Here is a 21296-nt window from a genome sequence, read left to right as displayed (position 1 = left end):
TACTGGCAGGGTCTTGGCCCGGAAACGCCCCGGAACAGCTGGTCAGAGCTGGGGTACCCGTGGGAGGAATCGGGACTAAGGTCGTGTTTCGACTCGCGGCCCAAATCGTGCACCGACAGGGCGCCTGACGGGCATCTGCCCTGGTCAGGCGCCCTTTTGTGGTGCTCAGAAGAAGCCGAGCTTCTTCGGCGAATACGACACCAGCAGGTTCTTCGTCTGCTGGTAGTGATCCAGCATCATCTTGTGGGTCTCGCGGCCGATCCCGGACTGCTTGTAGCCGCCGAAGGCGGCGTGTGCCGGGTAGGCGTGGTAGCAGTTGGTCCACACCCGGCCCGCCTGGATGGCGCGCCCGGCGCGGTACGCGGTCGTGCCGTCGCGGGTCCACACGCCCGCGCCCAGCCCGTAGAGCGTGTCGTTGGCGATGCCGATGGCGTCCTCGAAGTCGGTGAACCGCGCCACCGCGACCACCGGCCCGAAGATCTCCTCCTGGAAGACCCGCATGTGGTTGCCGCCCTCGAAGATCGTGGGCTGGACGTAGTAGCCGCCCTCCAGCTCGCCGCCGAGTTCGGCGCGGCTGCCGCCGGTGAGGACGCGGGCGCCCTCCTGACGGCCGATGTCCAGATACGACAGGATCTTCTCGAGCTGGTCGTTGGACGCCTGGGCGCCGATCATGGTGTCGGTGTCCAGCGGATGGCCCTGCGCCACCTTCTCCGTACGGGCCACGGCCGCGTCCATGAACGCCTGGTAGTGGCCGCCTTGGACCAGGGCCCGCGAGGGACAGGTGCACACCTCGCCCTGGTTCAGGGCGAACATGGTGAACCCTTCCAGCGCCTTGTCCAGGAAGTCGTCGTCGGCGGCCGAGACGTCGTCGAAGAAGATGTTCGGGCTCTTGCCACCGAGCTCCAGGGTGACCGGGATCAGGTTCTCGCTCGCGTACTGCATGATCAGCCGGCCGGTGGTGGTCTCCCCGGTGAAGGCGACCTTGGCCACCCGGGAGTTGGACGCCAGCGGCTTTCCGGCCTCCACACCGAAGCCGTTGACGATGTTGACCACCCCCGGGGGCAGCAGATCGGCCACCAGGCTCATCCACAGATGGATCGAGGCGGGCGTCTGCTCGGCGGGCTTCAGTACCACCGCGTTGCCCGCGGCCAGCGCCGGGGCCAGCTTCCAGGTGGCCATCAGGATGGGGAAGTTCCACGGGATGATCTGGGCGACCACGCCCAGCGGCTCATGGAAGTGGTACGCGACCGTGTCGTGGTCGAGCTCGGAGAGGCTGCCCTCCTGGGCCCGGATCACCCCCGCGAAATAGCGGAAGTGGTCGATGGCCAGCGGGATATCGGCGGCCAGCGTCTCCCGCACCGGCTTGCCGTTCTCCCAGCTCTCCGCGACCGCGAGCGCCTCCAGATTCTGTTCCATCCGGTCGGCGATCTTCAGCAGCACCGAGGCGCGCTCGGCGGGTGCCGTACGGCCCCAGGCGGGCGCGGCCGCGTGGGCGGCGTCCAGGGCCCGCTCGACGTCCTCTGCGGTGCCCCGGGCGATCTCGGTGAACGGCTGCCCGTTCACGGGGGTCGGGTTCTCGAAATAGCGGCCCCGGGCCGGCGGGACGTACTCGCCGCCGATCCAGTGGTCATAGCGCGGCTGGTAGCTGACGACCGAGCCCTCGGAGCCGGGGTTTGCGAACCGCGTCATGGGGCGGCCTCCCGTGGTGTACGCGTGATGGTGTCCCGTTGTCGGACGCGTCGTTCGTATGCGTCCCGGCCCCGCCCGCGCCGACACGGGCGGAGCCGACGGGGAGGCTAACCGCGCCCACGTTGCGGGGACGTTGCGTCCCGGTGGCCGCTCCCTTGCCGCTCGGCGCCGTCTGAACGCCGGGGGCTTCCTCAGCGTCGGGGGGCGCCTCCGTGGTGGACACCGGCCCCGTGGTGGGCGTCGCTTCCCTGGTCGGCGCCGCCCCCGTGCGGGGCGACGCCCGCCAGCCCGTACAGCTCCCGCAGCCGCCGTACCCGCGCCGCCGGGACCGCCCGGCCCGGCGCATGGGCCGGAAGCGCGGTCAGCAGCGCCTCCGCGACCTCCAGATCGTCCTCGCCCCACGGCGTCTGCGCCCAGCGCCGCAGCAGCTCCGGATCGCCGTGGGACAGCACGGTGCGCCGCAGCCCGTCCTCCAGCACCCGCCGCATCCGGCACACCCCCGGCGCCTCCGACAGCGGCAGCAGCGGCCCGGTGTACGCCCGCAGCGCCGTATGCGCGTCGCCGGAGGCCAACGCCTCGGCGGCGTCGGCCAGATCGGTGCTCACGGGTGCGCAGAGCCGGTACGGGCGCGAGCCCAGCAGCGGGCCCACCAGGCGGCGCAGCCGCGACAGCTCGGCCCGCAGCGTCACCGGGGAGCGATCGTCGGCCCGGGGCCCGTAGAGCTCCAGCGTCAGCCGGTCGCCGGACAGCCCCTCCGGATGGCCGGCCAGCAGCACCATGATCTCGCTGTGCCGCCGCCCGAGCCGCAGCCGCCGTCCGTCGACGACCAGCAGTGCCTCGTCCCGTCCCAGCGCGGTCAGGGAGATCCGCGGCCCGCGCGCCCGCGGCTCCCCGGCGCCCAGCTGGGCCTCGGCGGCGCGGGCGGTCGCCTGGACCAGGGCCAGGCTGTGCGGGGCGGCCAGATGGTCCCCGCCGGTGATGTCCACCGCGCCCAGCAGCCGTCCGGTGTGCGGATCGTGGACGGGGGCGGCTGCGCAGGTCCACGGCTGCACACTGCGGTTGAAGTGCTCGGTGGCGAAGATCTGCACCGCGTGGTCGACGGTGAGCGCCGTCCCGGGCGCGTTGGTGCCCGCATGGCTCTCGTCCCAGCGGGCCCCGGCCACGAAGTTCATCCGCTCGGCCTGGTTCCGTACGCCCGCGTGCCCCTCCACCCACAGCAGCCGGCCCTGTTCGTCGCAGACCGCGAGCAGATGGGCGCCGTCGTGGGCGATGGTGCCCAGCAGCTCGCGGAACAGCGGCATCACCCGGGCCAGCGGATGGTCCGCGCGGTAGGTGTCCAGCGCGTCGTCCGCCAGGTCGATCGGCGCGTTGCGCTCCTGGGCGACCCGGGCGTCGGCCGAGCGCCGCCAGGACTCCGCCACCACCGGCCGCACGGCCGAGCTGAGTGCCCCCTCGGTCAGAAACGCCTCATGGGCGCGGCGCACGGTACGGCTGCGCTCGGCGGGGTCGGTGCCGGACGCCATCGCCAGCCAGGGATTGACCATGGTGCCTCGCTCAGCGGTACGGGGGGCGGAATGTTCGGAGGTCCAGGGTTCCAGGGTTTCGGGTTTTCGGGGTTTCGGGGATTCGGTGGTTCGGGGATACGAGGAGACGGTACTAAGGGGCGGACGGGGTGGGGGAGTCGGACGTCAGCTTCGGGCGGGCAGAGAGGGGGCGGGCACGACCCCGGGCGGGGAGGCATAGCCGCAGGAGTGGCAGATCTTCCACCCGTCCTGGTTCACGGCGAGTTGGCCACCACAGCTCGGGCACTGCTCGGAGCTCATGATCGTTCCTTTGGTTCATGCGCACGAGGCGGTGCGGGCCACCCGTGCGCTCAGATTTCCTTGTGGGGCGGATGCCCCGCAACAGTCAGAACAAGCCGCGTTCAGGTACGGGCACCGGAAGGAGCGCGTTCACACCGGGTGTGCGGCATTGCCGGGATCTCCCCCTACGCTTCCCGCGCCCCCTCGCGCGCCGCTTGAACGCTTGAGAACCGGTCGAGCCTGCCGCGCACGTCGGGCCCCCGCACACGACAACGCGGGCGGGGAGCCGGTGAAGGCTCCCCGCCCGCGCCATCAGGGGGGTTCGTACGAGATCGTGCGGGGTTTCGTACGAGGTCCGTACGAGGCTCGTACGAGGGTCAGCTGATGGACTTGATCAGCTCACCGTTCGTCGTGTCGCCACTGAGCTCCCAGAAGAAGGTGCCGCCCAGGCCCTGCTGCTGCTTGTAGTTCATCTTGCCGGCGATGGTGGCGGGGGTGTCGTAGCTCCACCACTGGTTGCCGCAGTGCGCGTAGGCCGTCCCCGCGACCGTGCCGGTCGCCGGGCAGGAGTTCTTGAGGACCTTGTAGTCCTCGATGCCCGCCTCGTAGGTGCCGGGCGCGGCGCCGGTCGCCGTGCCGCCGGGGGCGTCCTGGGTGACGCCGCTCCAGCCGCGTCCGTAGAAGCCGATGCCCAGCAGCAGCTTCGAGGCCGGGATGCCGGCGCCCTTGAGCTTGCTGATGGCGGCATTGGTGTCGAAGCCCTGTTGCGGTATGCCGTTGTAGGAGTTGAGCGGCGAATGCGGGGCGGTGGGGCCCTGTGCGGCCCACGCGCCGAAGAAGTCGTACGTCATCGGGTTGTACCAGTCGACGTACTGGGCGGCGCCCGCGTAGTCGGTGGCCTCGATCTTGCCGCCGGAGGAGGCGTCGGCGGTGATCGCCGCGGTCACCAGATTGGACGAACCGAACTTGGCGCGCATCGCGGCCATCAGGTTCTTGAAGGCGTCCCTACCGCTGGTGTCACAGCTCAGCCCGCAGGCGTTGGGGTACTCCCAGTCGATGTCGATGCCGTCGAAGACATCCGCCCAGCGCGGGTCCTCGACCAGGTCGTAGCAGGACTGCGCGAAGGCCGCGGGGTTCTTGGCGGCCTCGGTGAACCCGCCGGACCAGGTCCAGCCGCCGAAGGACCACAGCACCTTGAGGCCCGGGTGGAGCTTCTTCAGCTTGCGCAGCTGGTTGAAGTTGCCGCGCAGGGCGCCCGCGTCCCAGGTGTCGGCCTGGCCGTCGACGCTGCTCGCCGCGTCGTACGCCTTGTCGTAGTCGGCGTAGGCGTCGCCGATGGCGCACTTGCCGCCGGTGACATTGCCGAAGGCGTAGTTGATATGGGTGAGCTTGGCGGCCGAGCCCGAGGTCTCGACGTTCTTGACGTGGTAGTTGCGCTGGTAGATGCCCCATTCGGTGAAGTAGCCGACGACCTTGTTACCGGCGGCCTTCGTGGCGGGGGCTTCGGCGGCCTTCGGTGCGGCCTTGGCTGTGCCGGCGCTTTGGGGTTCCCCGGCCGTGGCCGAGCCCGCGAGCAGGGTGGCGGTCAGGACCGCCGTACAGAGCGCCGCGAGCGCGGCCGACAGTCTGCCTGGTCTGAGCATGGAATCTCCTCGGTGGGGGGTGAGGGGAGAGTGAACTGCCCGACGACCTGCCCATAGCTTGACATGAACGCGCAGGACAGGGTGGGGAAAAGGTAGAAGGACTAGACCAGTGGGGTCAATGGTCTGGGCCAATTTGCTCCGCGCGTGCGCCGTTGGTGGGAATGCGCGTAAGAAGGTGGTGGGCGTACGTGTGCGAAGTTGATCGAAGATCGGGCAACCGGTGGCGGAAGGCCCGGGATCGGGCATACTCCAACCGCCGCGGTACTGGTCACACCCCTCGCGATCCGAACGGGCGGGCCGGCCGGCGGCAGCACCACCGGCGGCGCCGCCACACCCCGGCGCACGTCGCCGCAGCGCCTGAACAGGGGAGAGGAGAGCGCCGCCATGACCGACCACGGCCCGCAGCCGGTGGAACGCGAGCTGCCCACCGAGGAGGCCCGCGACCTGATTTCGCTCGTCCGCGAGCTGATCGAACGGGAGATCAAGCCCCGGGCCGCCGAGGAGGAGGCCGCCGGGCACTTCCCCCGCGAGCTGTTCACCCTGCTGTCCGAGTCCGGGCTGCTGGGGCTGGTCCAGCCCGAGGAGTTCGGCGGCGGCGACCAGCCGTACGAGGTCTATCTGCAGGTGCTGGAGGAGCTCGCGGCGGCCCGGCTGACCGTCGGCCTCGGCGTCAGCGTCCACACCCTGGCCTGCCACGCCCTCGCCCGCTACGGCAGCAAGGAGCAGCTGGCCGAGCACCTCCCCGCGATGCTGGGCGGCGGTCTGCTCGGCGCGTACTGCCTCTCCGAGCCGTCCTCCGGCTCCGACGCGGCCGGGCTCACCACCCGGGCCACCCGCGACGGGGACACCTGGACGCTCCAGGGCACCAAGGCGTGGATCACCCACGGCGGTATCGCCGACTTCTACACCGTGCTCGCCCGCACCGGCCCCGAGCGCACCCGGGGCATCAGCGCCTTCCTCGTCCCGGCCGACACCCCCGGGCTCTCGGCGGCCGCACCCGAGCACAAGATGGGCATGGCCGGTTCGCCGACCGCCCAGATCCATCTCGACGGGGTGCGGGTCCCCGACGCCCGGCGCATCGGCGAGGAGGGCCAGGGGTTCGCGATCGCCCTGTCCGCCCTCGATGCGGGCCGTCTGGGCATCGCGGCCTGCGCCGTCGGCGTCGCCCAGGCGGCGCTGGACGAGGCGCTCGCGTACAGCGCGCAGCGGCGGCAGTTCGGCCGGCCGATAGCCGACTTCCAGGGGCTGCGCTTCATGCTCGCCGACATGGCCACCCAGATCGAGGCCGGGCGCGCCCTGTACCTCGCGGCGGCACGGCTGCGGGACGCGGGGCGGCCGTTCTCCAAGCAGGCGGCGATGGCCAAGCTGTTCTGCACGGACGCCGCGATGCGGATCACCACCGACGCCGTCCAACTGCTCGGCGGCTACGGCTACACGGTGGACTTCCCGGTCGAGCGCTATATGCGCGAGGCGAAGGTCCTGCAGATCGTGGAGGGCACCAACCAGATCCAGCGGGTGGTCATCGCCCGCGCTCTCGCGGGACCTGAGACCGGCTGAGCCGGGTGTTTCGGTGGGGGGCGCGGCATGCGCCCCCGCCGTTCGCCTACCGCCGCGTCACCGGGAAGCGGACCGGCTGCGAGCCGGGGCCGCCGAGGTGCGAGAACGGCTGCGTCCGCCAGTCCAGGCCCGCCGGAAGCGTCAGCAGCAGCGCGGCGTCCCGCTCCCGCGCCTCCAGCGACGCGTCGGCGGGGGCGGCGTCGGCCGCCCGGCGGCCGGTGCCGGCGCAGACCGTGAGCCCGAACGGGTCCCACGGGGATGAGCACAGCGCGTGCTCGGGAAGAACGTCCTCGTCGGCGAGGAGCGCGATGGGGCGAGCGCAGTCCGGGCAGATCACCCGGAACATCTCATAGGTGTCGTTGTGCTCGTCGGTATCGATGTCGCCTGCGTCGAGGCGCTCGAGATGAGGCATGTGTTTCCCCCTCGGGTGGGCTGGTCGGGCGCGTCGGCCTCGACCACAGCAAGCATTTCCCTCGCGGCCGCATAGGTAATCGCGGCAACTCATAGGACACCCATGAGGAGATGTGGTGTTCGTCACATGCCCGGTGCAGGTGCGGCGTACGGGCGGCTGTGTCCGCTGTGCCCGCCCGTTGTGCCGGAGCCCTCCCGACCACATAAGGTGATCGGCTGTGGAGGAGTTGGACAGACAGATCGTGGAGCTGCTCGTCAAGGACGGCCGGATGAGCTACACGGACCTGGGCAAGGCCACCGGCCTGTCCACATCGGCCGTGCACCAGCGGGTTCGCCGTCTCGAACAGCGGGGCGTGATCCGCGGCTATGCCGCCGTCGTGGACCCCGAGGCCGTCGGGCTCCCCCTCACCGCGTTCATCTCGGTCAAACCCTTCGACCCCAGCGCGCCCGACGACATCTCCGAGCGGCTCGCCGAGGTGCCCGAGATCGAGGCGTGCCACAGCGTCGCGGGCGATGAGAACTACATCCTCAAGGTGCGCGTGGCCACCCCGCTGGAGCTGGAGCACCTGCTCAGCCGGATCCGCTCGCTGGCCGGGGTCTCCACCCGCACCACCGTGGTCCTCTCCACGCCCTACGAGGCGCGCCCGCCGCGCGTCTGAAACGCCCGGGCCTCTCTTGCCGGGCCCGTTCCGATCCCCCCTCATCTGATACCCCCGAGGCAGCCCGCCGTGAACGACCCGACCCCCGCCCAGGCCCCCGAAGGCCGTACCGTCCTGCTGCGCGGAGGTGAGGTCCACAGCCCCGCCGATCCGTTCGCGACCGCGATGGTCGTCGAGCGCGGCACCATCGCCTGGGTCGGCTCCGAAGGGGCCGCGGACAGCTTCGCGGACGGCGTGGACGAGATCATCCAGCTGGACGGGGCGCTGGTCGCCCCGGCGTTCACCGATGCGCATGTGCACACCACCGCGACCGGGCTCGCCCTCACCGGACTCGATCTCAGCGGCGCCCGTACGCTCGCCGACGCGCTGGAGCGGGTGCGCGCCTTCGCCGCCGCCCACCCCGCCGACCGGGTGCTGCTCGGCCACGGCTGGGACGCCGCCCGCTGGCCCGAGGGACGGCCGCCCTCGCGGGCCGAACTCGACCAGGCGACCGGCGGCCGCCCCCTCTACCTCACCCGCATCGATGTGCACTCCGCCGTCGTCACCACCGCCCTCCTCGACCGCGTCCCGGGCGTGTCCGACCTGGCCGGCCACCACCCCGACACCCCCCTGACCGGCGCCGCCCACCACGCCGTCCGGGCCGCCGCCCACGCCGCCGTCACCGAGCGGCAGCGCACCGACGCCCAGCGGGCCGCCCTCGCCCGCGCCGCTTCGCTCGGCATCGGCTCCCTCCACGAATGCGCCGGGCCCGACATCTCCTCCGAGGACGACCTCACCGGGCTGCTGAAGCTCGCCGCGGGGGAGCCGGGGCCGCGGGTCTTCGGCTACTGGGCCGAGGCCGCGAGCAGCGCCGCCGACCTGGACAAGGTGCGCGAACTCGGCGCCATCGGCGCGGCGGGCGACCTCTTCGCCGACGGCGCGCTCGGCTCCCACACGGCGTGTCTCCACCAGCCGTACGCCGACACGCCGCACAGCGGCACCGCCTATCTGGACGCGGCGGCCATCGCCGCCCATGTCATCGCCTGCACCGAGGCCGGGATGCAGGCCGGATTCCACGCCATCGGCGACGCCGCCGTCACGGCCGTCGTCGAGGGCGTACGGGCCGCCGCCGACAAGGCCGGGCTCGCCCGCGTCCGCGCCGCCCGCCACCGCGTCGAACACGCCGAAATGCTCACCCCCGAGACCATCGCGGCCTTCGCCGACCTCGGCCTCACCGCCTCCGTCCAGCCCGCCTTCGACGCCCTGTGGGGCGGCGAGGACGGCATGTACGCCCAGCGGCTCGGCCCCGAGCGGGCCCGCACCCTCAACCCGTACGCGGCGCTGCTGCGCGCCGGTGTGCCCCTGGCGCTCGGCTCCGACAGCCCCGTGACCCCGCTCGACCCCTGGGGCACCGTGCGCGCCGCCGCCTTCCACCGCACCCCGGAGCACCGGATCTCCGTCCGCGCCGCCTTCACCGCCCACACCCGCGGCGGCTGGCGGGCCATCGGGCGGGACGACGCGGGCGTCCTGGTGCCCGGTGCGCCCGCCGACTACGCGATCTGGCGCACCGGTGAACTCATCGTGCAGGTGCCCGACACGCGGGTCGCCGGATGGTCGACCGACCCCCGCTCCGGCACCCCCGGCCTGCCCGACCTCACCCCCGGCGGTCAACTGCCCGTCTGCGTGCGCACGGTGGTGGGCGGACGCACCGTCCACCTCCGGCCGGACGAGTGACGCGCGGGCGCCCCGTACCGCCGAACGATGAGCCCCCGGCCTGTCGTGGCATCTGAACATCGTCCGTACTGACCTGGTCATTTGAGGAAACGGCGCAGGTCATGTGGCTGTTGACAGGGTGCGGTCGGTGGCCGGTAGGTTCGGCCTCGTCCACCACTGGACGCCCGACCGGGGAATCTTCACGCAGTCGTCGAACGCCGCTGGGCCAGAGGGAGACGCGCCGCCGTGGTGCGCCGCCACTGGGAGCCAGGTCCAGCGCACGGGGGCGAGGGAGGGATCGCCGGGTCGGCAGGTGCGACCCGGGAGGGGCCCGGACGCTCAGTAGACAACGGCTCTCGGTCGATCCGCAGCCAGCGGGTCCCAGGTCGGCCCGAAGGGCGTCGGGCCCCCACTCCGCACGCGCACACCGGCGGACCGCCCCCCGACGCGGGGGCGGGGCCGCCGCCGGGCGAGGAACCCCCGCCATGGCCGAAGCGTTTCCATAGCCCGAGGTCACAATCCGCACCTCGGGACAACTTCCGGGCGCCCGCGTTATACGGTCACTTCACCACAGCACGACCTGTAGGAAGGCCGCACCGTGCCATCGGGTTCCGACACCACCGCCGAAACCGCGCCCACCGGGCCGGACGCAGACCGTCCGGGTCCGCAGTCCGGCCCTGCCGTCACGCCGCCCACCGGCGGCGCCGTCGAAGGCGGCGAGACCCCCGGTGAGGGCGGTGCGGGCGGCGAGGGCGGGACCGCGGCGTCCGCGAACCAGCCGACCGCGCCCGGGCCGACCACTTCCGAGCCGACCGCTTCCGGGCCGATCGCGTCCGAGCCGTCCACCGGCGAGCGGCGGCCCGGCCGGCTGCGCCGTCTGGGCCTGCTCGCCCGCCGCGAGGCGCGGCGCAGCGCGCTCGCGGCGGTCAGCGGGCTCGCGCTCGGCCTCGCCTTCCCGCCGTTCGGAGTGTGGCCGCTGTCCCTGGTGGCCGTCGCCGCCCTGGCCCTGCTCACCCACGGCCGGACCGCCCGCCAGGGCGCCTGGACCGGCTTCGCCTTCGGGGTGCCGTTCTTCCTGCTGCTGCTGAAGTGGCTCAGCGTGGTGGGCTGGGACGCGGTGATCGGCCTGTCGATCATCCAGGCGGCCTTCCTCGCCCTGATGGGGGCCGGCCTGGCCCTGGTCTCCCGGCTGCCGGTACCGGCCCTGTGGCCGCTGTGGACGGCCTGTCTGTGGATCGCCGAGGAGTGGGCCCGCGACCGGGTGCCCTTCGGCGGCTTCCCCTGGGGCCGGCTGGCCTTCGCCAACACCGGCTCGCCCTACACCCCGCTCGCCGCGCTGGGCGGCGCCCCGCTGGTCACCTTCGGCGTCGCGGTGACGGGCGGGGCGCTCGCCTCCGCCGCGCTGCTCCTGTGGCGGCTGAAGCGCGCCGGGGGCCTCTCGCCGCGCGGCGTGCTGCCCGCCGCCGGGGCCGTGGTCGTCGCCGCCGCCGTGACGGCGGCCGGATTCGCGGTGCCCATCCCCACCGCCGCCGACGACTCGGTCGACATCGCCGTCGTCCAGGGCAATGTGCAGCAGCCCGGTATGGACTTCCTGGGCCGCCCGATGATGATCCTCGACAACCATGTGAAGGCGACGCTGAACCTGGCGAAGGACGTCAAGGCCGGCCGGATCGCCAAGCCCGATCTCGTCATCTGGCCGGAAAACGCCTCCGACCTCGATCCCTTCCAGTACCGGGAGGCCTACGCCCGGATCGACGAGGCCGTCAAGGCGATCGGCGTTCCGGTGCTGGTCGGCGCCCTGGTCGACCATCCGACCAAACAGGGCTATGTGGAGAACCAGGGCATCGTCTGGGACCCGAAGAAGGGCCCCGGCGCCTCGTACACCAAGCAGCATCCGGTGCCCTTCGGTGAGTACGTCCCGTTCCGCCAGGAGCTCAGCAAGATCATCACCCGGCTCCAGCGGGTGCCCCGCGACTTCTACCCCGGCGACCACACCGGCGTGCTCGGGGTCGGCCCCGCCCGGCTCGGCGATGTGATCTGCTTCGAGGTCGCCTACGACGAGATCGTCCGCGACACGGTCAACGCGGGCGCCCGGGCGATCGTCGTCCAGACCAACAACGCCACCTACGGGCGCAGCGGCCAGCCCGAGCAGCAGCTGGTCATGTCCAAGCTGAGGGCGATCGAACACGGTCGGCCGGTGATCACCGCGGCCACGAGCGGAATCAGCGCCGTGGTCTCCCCGGATGGCACGATCGAGCAGCGGACGAAAGAATTCACGCAAGATGTGCTCACCGCGCGCATCCCGCTGCGTGACGGCAAGACCCTGGCCGACCGCGTCGGTGCGATGCCCGAGTGGGTGCTCGCTATGGTGGGCGTTCTGTCCTGCGCGGCCGCGATCATGATCGGCCGTCGGGGACGTACGGACGAGAAGGGGCAGTAGCCGTGAGCGACGCACGCGAGGCCGAGGAGCCGCGCCGGAGCAACGACCGTGACGATGCGTCTCACGGGCGGAGAAGCGACCAATCCGACGCCGTGAGCGACGCACGCGAGGCCGGCGAACCGAGCGAGAAGGCCGCGGAGCCGACGGCCGGAGCCGATGATGAGCCGAGCGCCAAGGCCGAGGAGGCCGGCACCGGAGCCGAGGAGCCCGGCGCGAAGGCCGACGCGCCGCGTGGCGATGCCGAGCAGCCGCTTGCCGGAGCCGACGCGCCGCGCGTCGAAGGCGACGAGCCGCTCACCGGCGGCGCGGACGTGGAGCCGCGCCCCGCGCAGCGGGACGACGGCGGCCGGCGCAAGTACGGTCCGCTCGGTACCACCTTGGTGATCATCCCGACCTATAACGAGGCGGAGAACATCAAGCCGATCGTCGAGCGGGTCCTGGAGTCGGTTCCGGACGCGCACATCCTCGTCGCGGACGACAACAGCCCGGACGGCACCGGCAAGGTCGCCGATGAGCTGGCCGCCGAGGACGACCGCGTCAAGGTGCTGCACCGCAAGGGCAAGGAGGGCCTCGGCGCGGCCTATCTGGCCGGATTCCGCTGGGGCATCGAGCACGGCTACGGCGTGCTGGTGGAGATGGACGCCGACGGCTCCCACCAGCCCGAGGAGCTGCCCCGGCTGCTCACCGCGCTCAAGGGCGCGGACCTGGTGATCGGTTCCCGCTGGGTGCCCGGCGGCCGCATCGTCAACTGGCCCAAGTCCCGCGAGTTCATCTCCCGGGGCGGCAGCACGTACTCCCGCCTCCTCCTCGATGTGCCGATCCGCGATATGACGGCCGGCTACCGCGCGTTCCGCAAGGAGACGCTCGAGGGCATCGGCATGGACGAGGTCGCCTCCCAGGGCTACTGCTTCCAGATCGACCTGGCCTGGCGGGCCATCAAGGCGGGCTTCCACGTCATCGAGGTTCCGGTCACCTTCATCGAACGCGAGCGCGGCGAGAGCAAGATGAGCCGCGACATCGTCACGGAGGCGGCCTGGCGGGTCATGTCCTGGGGCGTGGGCTCACGGGTCAACAAGATGCTCGGCCGCAAGGAGCCGTAAGCCCGGCCACGGACCGTCAGGCCCGAGCCTCCGGTCCTCCGCCTTCGCGCCCGGAGTAGCCCCACGGGCGTCCTTCCGCCCCGTACCGGACACTTGAGGCGGAAGGAGGCGGAACATGGCTAAAGCGACCACGAAGAGCGGGAAGTCGACAGCGCGCGGCATGGCGTCCCGAGGGAGCGCCAAGTCGGGCAGCATGGAGATGCGGACCAAGGAGGACCTGTACCGCGAGGCCCAGAAGGCGGGCATCGAGGGCAGGTCCCAGATGTCCAAGAGTCAGCTGATCTCGGCACTGCGCCACCGCTGACCAGGAGACCGGGCGCGGCTCGGTCTCAGCGGACCCCCGGGACGGTCAGCACCGTGAGCAGCGCCGTCCCGGCGACCAGCCAGGCGACGTAGTCGCCGATATGCCCGGACTGCAGCCGCCGTACGGGCGCGAGTAGCGCGGCCGTCCCGGTGCGGACCGGCCGCCGTACCGCCAGTGTGGCCAGGGTGATGGCGAGGGCCGTGGAGAGCAGCCCGAGCAGGATCCCGGTCGCCTGCCAGTGCGGTGGCACGGACGCCGGGACGGCCGCGGCCCGTCCGTCCAGCACCGAGCGCCGGTAGCCGCCGGTGTCGGTGAACAGCGCCCCGGCCCGGTCCACCGCGGACGCGACGGCCGGGATCACCCCGAGCGCCAGCGACCCGGCGAGCAGCGCGGCGGGCACCGCCAGCAGCGGTACCGGGATGCGCCCGAGGCGGCGGCCGGTCTCGGGCTCCTCCTCGCCGGTGGTCTCCGGACCGCTCTCCTGCCCGTCCCGGGGCCGCCGCCCCACCCCGGCGAAGATCCGCAGCCCGGCGCGCAGCACCGCGCCCCCGGTCACCGCCGACACCAGGACGTAGAGCGCGAGCAGCCATCCGGCGGTGTGCCCCGCGGCCTCCTCGGCGATGGCCTTGCCGAGCCCGGAGCCGAACGGCGGCAGTCCGCACAGCGCCAGGCCGCCCACCGCGAACAGGGCACCGACCTCCGGCAGCTCCCGGGCCCGGCCGAACAACTCGTGCTCGTCCACCGACGCGTACCGGTCCAGCAGCACCCCGGCGCAGGCGAAGAGGGCCGCCTTCACCCCGGCGTGGCCGAGGACGTACAGCGCCGTGCCCGAGATCCCCTCGGGGGTCAGCACGGCGACGCCGATCAGGAACAGCCCGGTGTGGGAGACGGTCGAGAACGCCAGCAGCCGTTTGAGATGGCGCTGCTGCCAGCACATCACCGCCCCCAGCAGCGCCGTGAGGACGCCCAGCACCAGCAGGGCGCGGGTGAAGTCGGCGTGGGCGAGACCGCCGGGCCCGGCGAAGACCGTCCAGTAGACCCGGGCGACGCCGTAGACACCCAGCTCCACCATCACCCCGGACAGCAGCATGCACACGGGCGTCGGGGCGACCGCGTGCGCGTCCGGCAGCCAGAAGTGGAACGGGACGGCGGCCGCCTTCACCAGCAGACCCGTCGTCACCAGGACGAACGCGGCGAGCACCAGCCCGTCCGGCTCGCCCGCGTCCAGCTTCCGCCCGATCTGGGCGAACCCCAGCTCCCCGGTGCGCGCGTACAGCAGTGTGATGCCCAGCAAGGTGACGTAGGCGCCGAGGGAGTTCACCACCCCGAAGGCCAGCGCGCCCTGCAGCGGTTTGGGCTCCTCGACCCGGAAGCCGGTCAGCGCGTAGGCGACCACGCCCATCAGCTCGAAGAAGACGAAGGCGTTGAACAGATCGCCGGTCAGCGCGAAACCGCACATGCCCGCCTGGAACACCAGGATCAGCGCGGGGAAGGAGCCGGTGTGGCGGCGCGGCGGCTCCTCGAAATAGCGCCAGGAGTAGACGAGGACGGCGACGACGAGCAGCGAGGCCAGCGCCGCGAGCCCGGCGCCCAGCGGATCGCCGACCAGCACGATGCCCACCCCGCGGCCGCCCACCGGCCGCCAGCCGCCCACCCACTCCACCGGATACGCCTCCGGCCCGGGATGACCGGCCCGGAACAGCACCAGGAGCGCCAGTACGGCGGTGACGGTCGCGAAGGCGCAGCCCAGAACGTCGGAGGCGAGCCGGGGCAGCCGCCGTCCGGTGGCCACCAGCACCGCCGCGCCGATCAGTGGCGCCGCCACCACCAGCGGCAGCAGTCGCGCGGTGTCCACCCGGTCAGCCCTTCAGCTCGGACAGGGCGTCCGGGTCGACCGTGCCATGGCGTTTGCGGAGCTGGACGACGAGCGCGAGCAGCAGCGCGGTCACGGTCGCGCCGACCACGATGTCGGTGAGGGCGAGCGCCTGGACGACCGGGTCGACCACCCGGCTGTCGGTGGGCGCGTCGGCGAAGACCGGGGCGGTGCCGCCGTCGCGGTAGCCGACGGCGAGCAGCAGCACATAGGTGGAGGACTGGGTGACCGCCAGGCATCCCACGGCATGGATCAGGTCCCGGCTGGTCACCAGCCCGTACACCCCGATCAGAAAGATCCATCCGGCGACCAGGTACGGCAGGACCGTCACGCTCGCTCCCTCTCGTCGTCTCCGTCGTCTCCGTCGTCTCCGTTGTCCGGGCCGCTCCCTGCGCCGCCCGGGCTCCCGTCGTCCGCCCCGGGCTCCTCGATCTCCACGGCCTGGTCCAGGAAACGGGCCAGCAGGACCACGACCCCGCTGACGACCTCCAGACCGACGGCCGCGTTGAGCACCGGTACCGTGCCGCCCGAGGACAGCGTCGCGAAGGTGCCGAACGGCAGGACGTTGGCGAGGAACGCCGACCCCGCGAGGACGGCCGCGAGCCCGGTGATGACATAGGCCGCCTCGCCCGCGGCCTCCCCGACCTCGTAGAGCGTCAGCGGCCGGACCCGCTCCAGGGCCCGGTAGTCGGCGGCGATGTAGAGCAGATGCAGCGCGGTGGCGGCGACCACCCCGCCCTGGAAGCCGCCGCCCGGGCTGACCTGACCGTGCGCGATCACATACAGCCCCACCAGCAGCGCGAGCGGCAGCATCAGCAGCGCGAACCGGCGCACCCGGGGGTGGACCACGGCGGGCTCGGGATCCTTGCGGTGCTCGTCCCGGGCCTGGCGCAGCAGCACCACGGTGCCGAGGACGGCGGAGAAGAGGATGGTCTCCTCGCCGAGCGTGTCGAAGGCGCGCAGATCGAAGTTGACGGACGCGATGACATTGGCGGTGTGATGGCTCAAGGAGGCGTGCACCGCCCGGACACCGTACGGGTGGTGGACGGTGCCGAACGCCGGCAGGCCGAAGCAGGCGACGGCGAACAGCACGGCGAACCCGGCGGCGCCCGCCAGGAAGACCCACAGCCGGACCCGGGCGCTCATCGCTCACGGCCCGCCCGCTGGTCCGCGCCGTCGCCGTCCCCCGGGCGGCGCCGCACCTTGCGCACGGTCAGCAGGATCATCAGCGGCGTCACCGCGGAGCCGACGGCGAGCTGCGAGAGCGCGACGTCCGGCGCCTGGAGGAAGGTGAACAGCAGGGCCAGCGCGAGGCCGAGGAAGGACAGCACCAGCGCCTGCCGCACCGGGTCCCGGTTGAGCACGGCGGCGGTGGCGGCGCCCGCGACCAGCAGCAGCGCGACGACGATCAGCACATCGGTCATGCCGTGATGCCCCCCTTTCCGCCGCGGGTGCTGGTCACCACGCTGCCCGCGATCAGCAGCGCGCCGATCAGCAGCAGCTTGGCCATGCTCCGGCCGGGCCCGGTCGCCACGCACAGCGGCAGCACCGTGGCGGGCACCCCCACCAGCGCCGTCCAGCGCACCAGCCGCGAGTCGGGCAGGACGCCCAGAAAGCGGGCGTAGATCAGCGTTCCGGTGGGGCCGAGCACGCTGACCACCAGCGCCACATCGGTGTACGAGGTCCGGTGGAAGCCCTGCGCGGCCAGCAGCAGCGCCAGCCCGGCCAGCAGCGAGGTGAGGTTCTGGCCGATCAGCCGGTCCTCGGGCGAGCCGTAGGCGATCCGCCACAGCACCGGCACCAGCGCGAGCAGCGGCACCAGCGCCGCCGCCAGCCAGCCGTCGGAGGTGCTCACCGGTCCGTCACCGCCCGGCGCCCGGCGCGGGCGAGCAGGGCGCCGGCCAGCGCGGCGGCCGCCCCGGCCAGGATCTCCAGGGGGTCGACGGTGCCGATCAGCACCAGCCAGATCCCGGTCAGCGCCGCCCACCACACCAGGACCTCCAGCACACCCGTCATTCGACACCTCCGCCGACAGCGGGTACCCGGACCGCCACCGGCGATTCCCCGCGGATTCCGTCCGCTCTCCGTGGGACTCCGCTCCGGGCCCGTCTTCGGATCCCCCTCGGATCCTTCTGCGGACTCCGCTTCGGATCCTTCTGCGGACTCCGCTTCGGACTGCCGGAGCCTCTGGGGCACCTCGCACGTTGGAACCCATGAGATCCCTTCGATCCCCTTGGCCACGCGGCCCGGGCTCCGCATCGCATACGGGCCCGGGCACACTTGGAGGCATGATGACCGGCGCATCGCAGCAGAGCGACCCGACCCGCCCGAAGCGCTCACGCGCCCGCACCTTCGTGCCGCTGGGGATCGCCGCCTGGCTGGTGCTGGAGATCTGGCTGCTGACATTGGTGGCGGACCTGGCCGGTGGTCTGACCGTCTTCCTGCTGCTGGTGGCGGGCGTGGTGGTGGGCGGGGCCGTGGTCAAGCGCGGTGGTCGCCGGGCGTGGCAGAGCCTGGCCGCGTCGATGCGGCCGGGCGGCGAGGAGGAGCCCGCGGCGCGGCCCGGAAGTTCCTTCACCATGCTCGGCGGGCTGCTGCTCATGGTGCCGGGGCTGATATCGGACGTGGCCGCGCTGGTGTGTCTGTTCCCGCCGACCCGGGCTCTGCTGCGGCGCCGCGCGGAGAGCGCGCTGTCACGCCGGATGGGCTTCGTCCCCGGATCGCCGACGGACCCCTTCCTCCAGGCCCGTGAAGAGTGGGAGCGCCGGGGCGCGCAGGCCCGCGCGGAGCAGGGCACGGTCATCCAGGGCGAGGTGATCCGGGACGAGGACGGACGCGACCGGGACCGGGACGGCGATGGCGAGCCGGGCCCCGGGCTGCGGCCGCGCGACCGGGGCTGAGCCAGCGGGACCGGGGCCGGGGCTGAGTAAGGCGGGGTCGGAGCCGGGCCACCGGCGTCGGGGCCGAGCGGGACCGGGCCGAGCCGCCGGGGCCGGGGCCGGGTCACCGGCGGCCACAGCCCCACCTGGGGTCACACCAACGCGCACAAGGGCCGGGGCCACTGCTCAGCAGTGGCCCCGGCCCTTGTTATCTCAGTGCTGCCGCTCGGATCAGGCAGACTTCCGTGTGTCCCGCGGATGCACGGCGATGTTCATGGCACCGGAGCGCAGGACGGCCAGCCGCTCGGCCAGCACCTCCTCGAGCTCCTCGCGGGTGCGCCGCTCCATGAGCATGTCCCAGTGCGTGCGCGCAGGCTTGCCCTTTTTCTCCTCAGGTCCGTCGCCGTCCACCAGGAGTGCCATGGCGCCGCACGCCTTGCACTCCCACTCCGGCGGGATCTCCGCCTCTACCGAGAACGGCATCTCAAATCGATGGCCGTTCTGGCATGCGTACTCCACCGCCTGGCGCGGGGCCAGATCGATGCCGCGGTCGGTCTCGTAGCTGGTCACCACGAGTCGCGTGCCGCGGAGAGCTCGCTCACTCATGAATCGTGCCTCCCGGGCTTGTCGCCCACAGGACAGGTGTCGCTGTCGTCGTCATCCGGTCAACGTCCGGTCGGCGGTGAAGATTCCCGTATTGGGACATGCGTCGCCCGTCGTGCCGCCCCGTTGTTCTACCCACAGGCGCCCGGTTTGTCACATCTGGCAGCAGATGTCACCCAGCGTTTCTGGTACTTTAGCGCGCAGTAACGGTCCGCCTGGTAGGCCAAGGGCGTACACTACCGCTCCGATCGCGTCAGCCCTAAATCAGGTCCCGGACCTGCGGCTCGGCGCCGCCGCGCGCCACGATCCGGGGGCCCGGCGTCCCGGCGGGCGCGGGGCGTGAGGTCCCGGCGGCCACGGGTCCCGAGGTCCCGGCGGGCGCCGGAATTGCGAAGACGCGCAGGAAGAACTGCGACAGCGGCCCGATGGTCAGCGCGAACAGCACAGTACCCAGCCCCACCGACCCGCCCAGGGCGAAACCAGTGGCCAGCACCGCCAGCTCGATCCCGGTCCGCACCAGCCGGAGCGACCACCCGGTGCGCCGGTGCAGCCCCGTCATCAGCCCGTCCCGCGGGCCCGCCCCGAACCGCGCCGAGATATAGAGCCCGGTGGCCACGCCGCACAGCACGATCGCGAAGAGCAGCATCGGGATCCGCACCGCCAGCGCCCGCTGTTCCGGTATCAGCCACAGGGTGCCGTCCACCACCGGCCCGATCACCATCACGTTCGACACCGTGCCGAGGCCCGGCCGCTCGCGCAGCGGGATCCACAGCAGCAGTGCGGCGAGGCCGACGACGACCGTCACCGTGCCGATCGACAGCGAGGTGTGCTCGGCGACGCCCTGGTGGAAGGCGTCCCAGGGGTCGAGACCGACGGCGGCGCGCAACTGGAGCCCCATGGACGCGCCGTACAGGACGAGCCCCACGTAGAGCTGGACAAGGCGGCGTGGAAGGCGATCGGACATGCGAGCTCCTGGTGTGAGTGGCCTGCGGCATGTCACTCTGTGGCCTGGAACCAGTCCAGTTCTACGGCCAATTTCCGAAAGGTGGACCGCATCCGATGAGTCCATGGACGTCCGCCGTCGGCGCACCCCAACTGGCCCGGCTGCTCGGGTCGCAGCACACCCGTGACGGGGTGGCCGCCGGGGCCGCCGCGGCCTCACCGACCGGGGGCCGCCGCGTCCCCGCCTACCGCTCCCTCGCCGACGGCGTACGGCTGCTCATCCTGGAGGGCCGGGTTCCGGTCGCGGCGCGCCTCCCCGCCGAGCGCGAGCTCGCCGCGGCGTTCGCGGTCAGCCGCACCACCGTCGCCGCCGCCTACGAGGCGCTGCGCGGCGAGGGGTTCCTGGAGTCCCGGCGCGGCGCCGGGAGCTGGACCGCCATGCCCGCCGGAAGCCCGCTGCCCACCCGGGGGCTCGATCCGCTCCCGCCCGAGGCCGCGGCCTCCGTCATCGACCTCGGCTGTGCCGCGCTGCCCGCCCCCGAACCGTGGCTCACCCGCGCCATGCACGGCGCCCTGGACGAACTGCCGCCCTACGCCCGCACCCACGGCGACTACCCCGCCGGGCTGCCCGCGCTGCGCCAGGCGCTCGCCGACCGCTACACCGCGAGCGGCATACCGACCATGCCCGAGCAGATCATGGTGACCACCGGCGCCATGGGCGCCGTCGCCGCCGCCTGCCGGCTGATGGTCCGGCCCGGGGAGCGGGTCGCCGTCGAATCGCCCAGCTACGCCAACATCCTCCAGCTGATGCGGGAGGCGGGCGCCCGGCTCGTGCCGGTCGCGGTGGCCGACCGGCTCGGGGGCTGGGACATCCCGGCCTGGCGCCAGGTCCTCAGCGCCGCCGCGCCCCGGCTGGCCTATGTCATCGCCGACTTCCACAACCCCACCGGCGCGCTCGCCACCGAGGAGCAGCGCCGGCAGCTCGTCGACGCCGCCCGCGCCGCCGGAACCATCCTGATCGCCGACGAGACCATGGCCGAGCTGCGCCTGGACGACGAGGTGGCGCTGCCCCGCCCGGTCTGCGCCTTCGACCCGGGCGGCAGCACCGTGATCACCGTCGGCTCGGCGAGCAAGTCCTTCTGGGCGGGGCTGCGCATCGGCTGGGTGCGCGCCGCGCCCGATGTCATCCGCAGCCTGGTCGCCGCCCGCGCCTACGCGGACCTGGGCACCCCCGTCATCGAACAGCTCGCCGTCGCCTGGCTGCTGAACACCGGCGGCTGGGAGGAGGCCATCGAGGTGCGGCGGGAGCTCGCCCGCGGCAACCGTGACGCGCTCGTCGAGGCCGTCCGACGCCATCTGCCCGACTGGGAGTTCACCGTCCCGCACGGCGGGCTCACCCTCTGGGCCCGCACCGGCGGCCTCTCCGGTTCGCGCATCGCGGAGGCGGGGGCCAGGCTGGGGGTCCGGGTGCCGTCGGGGCCCCGCTTCGGGGTGGACGGCGCGTTCGAGGGGTACGTACGGCTTCCGTTCACCGTCGGGGGAGCGGTCGCCGAGAAGGCCGCCACCCGGCTGGCCGCGGCCGCCGATCTGGTGGCCTCCGGCGCCACGATCGAGGCCGAGTCGCCCCGTACGTACGTGGCCTGATCCGTCGTGGCGTGCCCCGGCGGGACGTACCGCTCCGGGACGTGCCCCGCCGGGATGT

Annotated in this window: 21 protein-coding genes; 8 read left to right on the top strand and 13 right to left on the bottom strand. The window is 72.6% G+C overall.

Annotated elements, in window-relative coordinates:
- Positions 1-165: 165 nt before the first annotated feature.
- The 4 genes from adh to J8403_RS08430 all read right to left on the bottom strand — a co-directional run bounded on the left by adh (position 166) and on the right by J8403_RS08430 (position 5134).
- Complete coding sequence (adh, locus tag J8403_RS08440) at positions 166-1689, bottom strand: aldehyde dehydrogenase (protein ID WP_211122623.1); 1524 nt, start codon at positions 1687-1689, stop codon at positions 166-168.
- Between the two features lie 191 nt (positions 1690-1880).
- Positions 1881-3233: a GAF domain-containing protein gene (locus tag J8403_RS08435; protein ID WP_211122622.1), complete on the bottom strand. Its 1353-nt coding sequence runs from the start codon at positions 3231-3233 to the stop codon at positions 1881-1883.
- Positions 3234-3377: 144 nt separating this feature from the next.
- The gene (locus tag J8403_RS44330) at positions 3378-3512 is read right to left on the bottom strand and encodes a hypothetical protein (protein ID WP_014056342.1); all 135 of its coding nucleotides are present in this window, start codon (positions 3510-3512) and stop codon (positions 3378-3380) included.
- A gap of 356 nt (positions 3513-3868) precedes the next feature.
- On the bottom strand, positions 3869-5134 hold the full coding sequence (locus J8403_RS08430) for a glycoside hydrolase family 18 protein (protein WP_211122621.1): 1266 nt from the start codon (positions 5132-5134) through the stop codon (positions 3869-3871).
- A gap of 384 nt (positions 5135-5518) precedes the next feature.
- On the opposite strand from J8403_RS08430, the gene J8403_RS08425 reads away from it, so the two are divergent.
- Positions 5519-6691 carry an acyl-CoA dehydrogenase family protein gene (locus J8403_RS08425; RefSeq protein WP_211122620.1) on the top strand — a complete coding sequence of 391 codons (1173 nt, stop codon included), beginning with the start codon at positions 5519-5521 and terminating at the stop codon, positions 6689-6691.
- Between the two features lie 46 nt (positions 6692-6737).
- Here the strand turns inward: J8403_RS08425 and J8403_RS08420 are convergent, their stop codons facing one another.
- Positions 6738-7103, bottom strand: a complete 366-nt coding sequence (locus J8403_RS08420) for a hypothetical protein (RefSeq protein WP_059146579.1) — start codon at positions 7101-7103, stop codon at positions 6738-6740.
- Between the two features lie 217 nt (positions 7104-7320).
- Between J8403_RS08420 and J8403_RS08415 the strand changes: the two genes are divergently transcribed.
- The 5 genes from J8403_RS08415 (at position 7321) to J8403_RS08395 (ending at position 13297) form a co-directional block, all read left to right on the top strand.
- Entirely contained in the window at positions 7321-7761 is a 441-nt protein-coding gene (locus J8403_RS08415; RefSeq protein ID WP_020866923.1) for an Lrp/AsnC family transcriptional regulator, read from the top strand.
- Positions 7762-7830: 69 nt separating this feature from the next.
- Positions 7831-9474: an amidohydrolase gene (locus tag J8403_RS08410; protein ID WP_211122619.1), complete on the top strand. Its 1644-nt coding sequence runs from the start codon at positions 7831-7833 to the stop codon at positions 9472-9474.
- Between the two features lie 577 nt (positions 9475-10051).
- On the top strand, positions 10052-11893 hold the full coding sequence (lnt, locus tag J8403_RS08405; protein ID WP_211122618.1) for an apolipoprotein N-acyltransferase: 1842 nt from the start codon (positions 10052-10054) through the stop codon (positions 11891-11893).
- Positions 11894-12204: 311 nt separating this feature from the next.
- Positions 12205-12993, top strand: coding sequence for a polyprenol monophosphomannose synthase (locus tag J8403_RS08400; RefSeq protein ID WP_211128142.1), 789 nt, complete (start codon positions 12205-12207; stop codon positions 12991-12993).
- 115 nt (positions 12994-13108) lie between these two features.
- Positions 13109-13297 (top strand): Rho termination factor N-terminal domain-containing protein, encoded by a 189-nt coding sequence (locus J8403_RS08395; RefSeq protein ID WP_211122617.1) that lies wholly within the window; start codon positions 13109-13111, stop codon positions 13295-13297.
- A gap of 25 nt (positions 13298-13322) precedes the next feature.
- Here the strand turns inward: J8403_RS08395 and J8403_RS08390 are convergent, their stop codons facing one another.
- From J8403_RS08390 to J8403_RS08365, 6 genes are read right to left on the bottom strand one after another with little or no spacing between them, the layout of a single operon-like run.
- Positions 13323-15152, bottom strand: coding sequence for a complex I subunit 5 family protein (locus tag J8403_RS08390; RefSeq protein ID WP_211122616.1), 1830 nt, complete (start codon positions 15150-15152; stop codon positions 13323-13325).
- Between the two features lie 4 nt (positions 15153-15156).
- On the bottom strand, positions 15157-15501 hold the full coding sequence (locus J8403_RS08385; protein WP_014056352.1) for a sodium:proton antiporter: 345 nt from the start codon (positions 15499-15501) through the stop codon (positions 15157-15159).
- Positions 15498-16316 carry an MnhB domain-containing protein gene (locus J8403_RS08380; protein WP_211122615.1) on the bottom strand — a complete coding sequence of 273 codons (819 nt, stop codon included), beginning with the start codon at positions 16314-16316 and terminating at the stop codon, positions 15498-15500. Before J8403_RS08380 ends, J8403_RS08385 begins: the two co-directional genes overlap by 4 nt.
- Positions 16313-16594 carry a Na(+)/H(+) antiporter subunit B gene (locus J8403_RS08375; RefSeq protein ID WP_078639716.1) on the bottom strand — a complete coding sequence of 94 codons (282 nt, stop codon included), beginning with the start codon at positions 16592-16594 and terminating at the stop codon, positions 16313-16315. The genes J8403_RS08380 and J8403_RS08375 overlap by 4 nt, the downstream gene beginning before the upstream one ends.
- Complete coding sequence (locus J8403_RS08370) at positions 16591-17025, bottom strand: MrpF/PhaF family protein (RefSeq protein WP_211122614.1); 435 nt, start codon at positions 17023-17025, stop codon at positions 16591-16593. Before J8403_RS08370 ends, J8403_RS08375 begins: the two co-directional genes overlap by 4 nt.
- Positions 17022-17186 (bottom strand): hypothetical protein, encoded by a 165-nt coding sequence (locus J8403_RS08365; protein WP_211122613.1) that lies wholly within the window; start codon positions 17184-17186, stop codon positions 17022-17024. Before J8403_RS08365 ends, J8403_RS08370 begins: the two co-directional genes overlap by 4 nt.
- 272 nt (positions 17187-17458) lie before the next feature.
- Here J8403_RS08365 and fxsA point away from each other — a divergent pair, with 272 nt between their 5' ends.
- Positions 17459-18070 carry an FxsA family membrane protein gene (gene fxsA / locus J8403_RS08360; RefSeq protein ID WP_425519759.1) on the top strand — a complete coding sequence of 204 codons (612 nt, stop codon included), beginning with the start codon at positions 17459-17461 and terminating at the stop codon, positions 18068-18070.
- A gap of 210 nt (positions 18071-18280) precedes the next feature.
- On the opposite strand, the gene J8403_RS08355 is transcribed toward fxsA, so the two are convergent.
- Together J8403_RS08355 and yczE are read right to left on the bottom strand one after the other, a co-directional pair.
- Positions 18281-18655, bottom strand: coding sequence for an RNA polymerase-binding protein RbpA (locus tag J8403_RS08355; RefSeq protein ID WP_014056358.1), 375 nt, complete (start codon positions 18653-18655; stop codon positions 18281-18283).
- A gap of 256 nt (positions 18656-18911) precedes the next feature.
- Complete coding sequence (gene yczE, locus J8403_RS08350) at positions 18912-19616, bottom strand: membrane protein YczE (protein ID WP_211122612.1); 705 nt, start codon at positions 19614-19616, stop codon at positions 18912-18914.
- 95 nt (positions 19617-19711) lie between these two features.
- On the opposite strand from yczE, the gene J8403_RS08345 reads away from it, so the two are divergent.
- Positions 19712-21238, top strand: coding sequence for an SCO1417 family PLP biosynthesis transcription factor (locus J8403_RS08345; protein WP_211122611.1), 1527 nt, complete (start codon positions 19712-19714; stop codon positions 21236-21238).
- Positions 21239-21296 lie beyond the last annotated feature (58 nt).

Source organism: Streptomyces yatensis (assembly GCF_018069625.1).
In the GTDB taxonomy this organism is placed as follows: Bacteria; Actinomycetota; Actinomycetes; order Streptomycetales; family Streptomycetaceae; genus Streptomyces; species Streptomyces yatensis.
This window is presented reverse-complemented; position numbering and strand designations above follow the sequence as displayed.

Bases quoted from the DNA above. Each gene is read 5' to 3' on its own strand.
- J8403_RS08420 (WP_059146579.1), bottom strand. From the start codon at position 7,103: ATGCCTCATCTCGAGCGCCTCGACGCAGGCGACATCGATACCGACGAG.
- J8403_RS08345 (WP_211122611.1), top strand. From the start codon at position 19,712: ATGAGTCCATGGACGTCCGCCGTCGGCGCACCCCAACTGGCCCGGCTG.
- J8403_RS08395 (WP_211122617.1), top strand. From the start codon at position 13,109: ATGGCTAAAGCGACCACGAAGAGCGGGAAGTCGACAGCGCGCGGCATG.
- J8403_RS08365 (WP_211122613.1), bottom strand. From the start codon at position 17,186: ATGACGGGTGTGCTGGAGGTCCTGGTGTGGTGGGCGGCGCTGACCGGG.
- J8403_RS08355 (WP_014056358.1), bottom strand. From the start codon at position 18,655: ATGAGTGAGCGAGCTCTCCGCGGCACGCGACTCGTGGTGACCAGCTAC.
- yczE (WP_211122612.1), bottom strand. From the start codon at position 19,616: ATGTCCGATCGCCTTCCACGCCGCCTTGTCCAGCTCTACGTGGGGCTC.
- adh (WP_211122623.1), bottom strand. From the start codon at position 1,689: ATGACGCGGTTCGCAAACCCCGGCTCCGAGGGCTCGGTCGTCAGCTAC.
- J8403_RS08380 (WP_211122615.1), bottom strand. From the start codon at position 16,316: ATGAGCGCCCGGGTCCGGCTGTGGGTCTTCCTGGCGGGCGCCGCCGGG.
- fxsA (WP_425519759.1), top strand. From the start codon at position 17,459: ATGATGACCGGCGCATCGCAGCAGAGCGACCCGACCCGCCCGAAGCGC.
- J8403_RS44330 (WP_014056342.1), bottom strand. From the start codon at position 3,512: ATGAGCTCCGAGCAGTGCCCGAGCTGTGGTGGCCAACTCGCCGTGAAC.
- J8403_RS08375 (WP_078639716.1), bottom strand. From the start codon at position 16,594: ATGACCGATGTGCTGATCGTCGTCGCGCTGCTGCTGGTCGCGGGCGCC.
- J8403_RS08425 (WP_211122620.1), top strand. From the start codon at position 5,519: ATGACCGACCACGGCCCGCAGCCGGTGGAACGCGAGCTGCCCACCGAG.
- J8403_RS08435 (WP_211122622.1), bottom strand. From the start codon at position 3,233: ATGGTCAATCCCTGGCTGGCGATGGCGTCCGGCACCGACCCCGCCGAG.
- J8403_RS08430 (WP_211122621.1), bottom strand. From the start codon at position 5,134: ATGCTCAGACCAGGCAGACTGTCGGCCGCGCTCGCGGCGCTCTGTACG.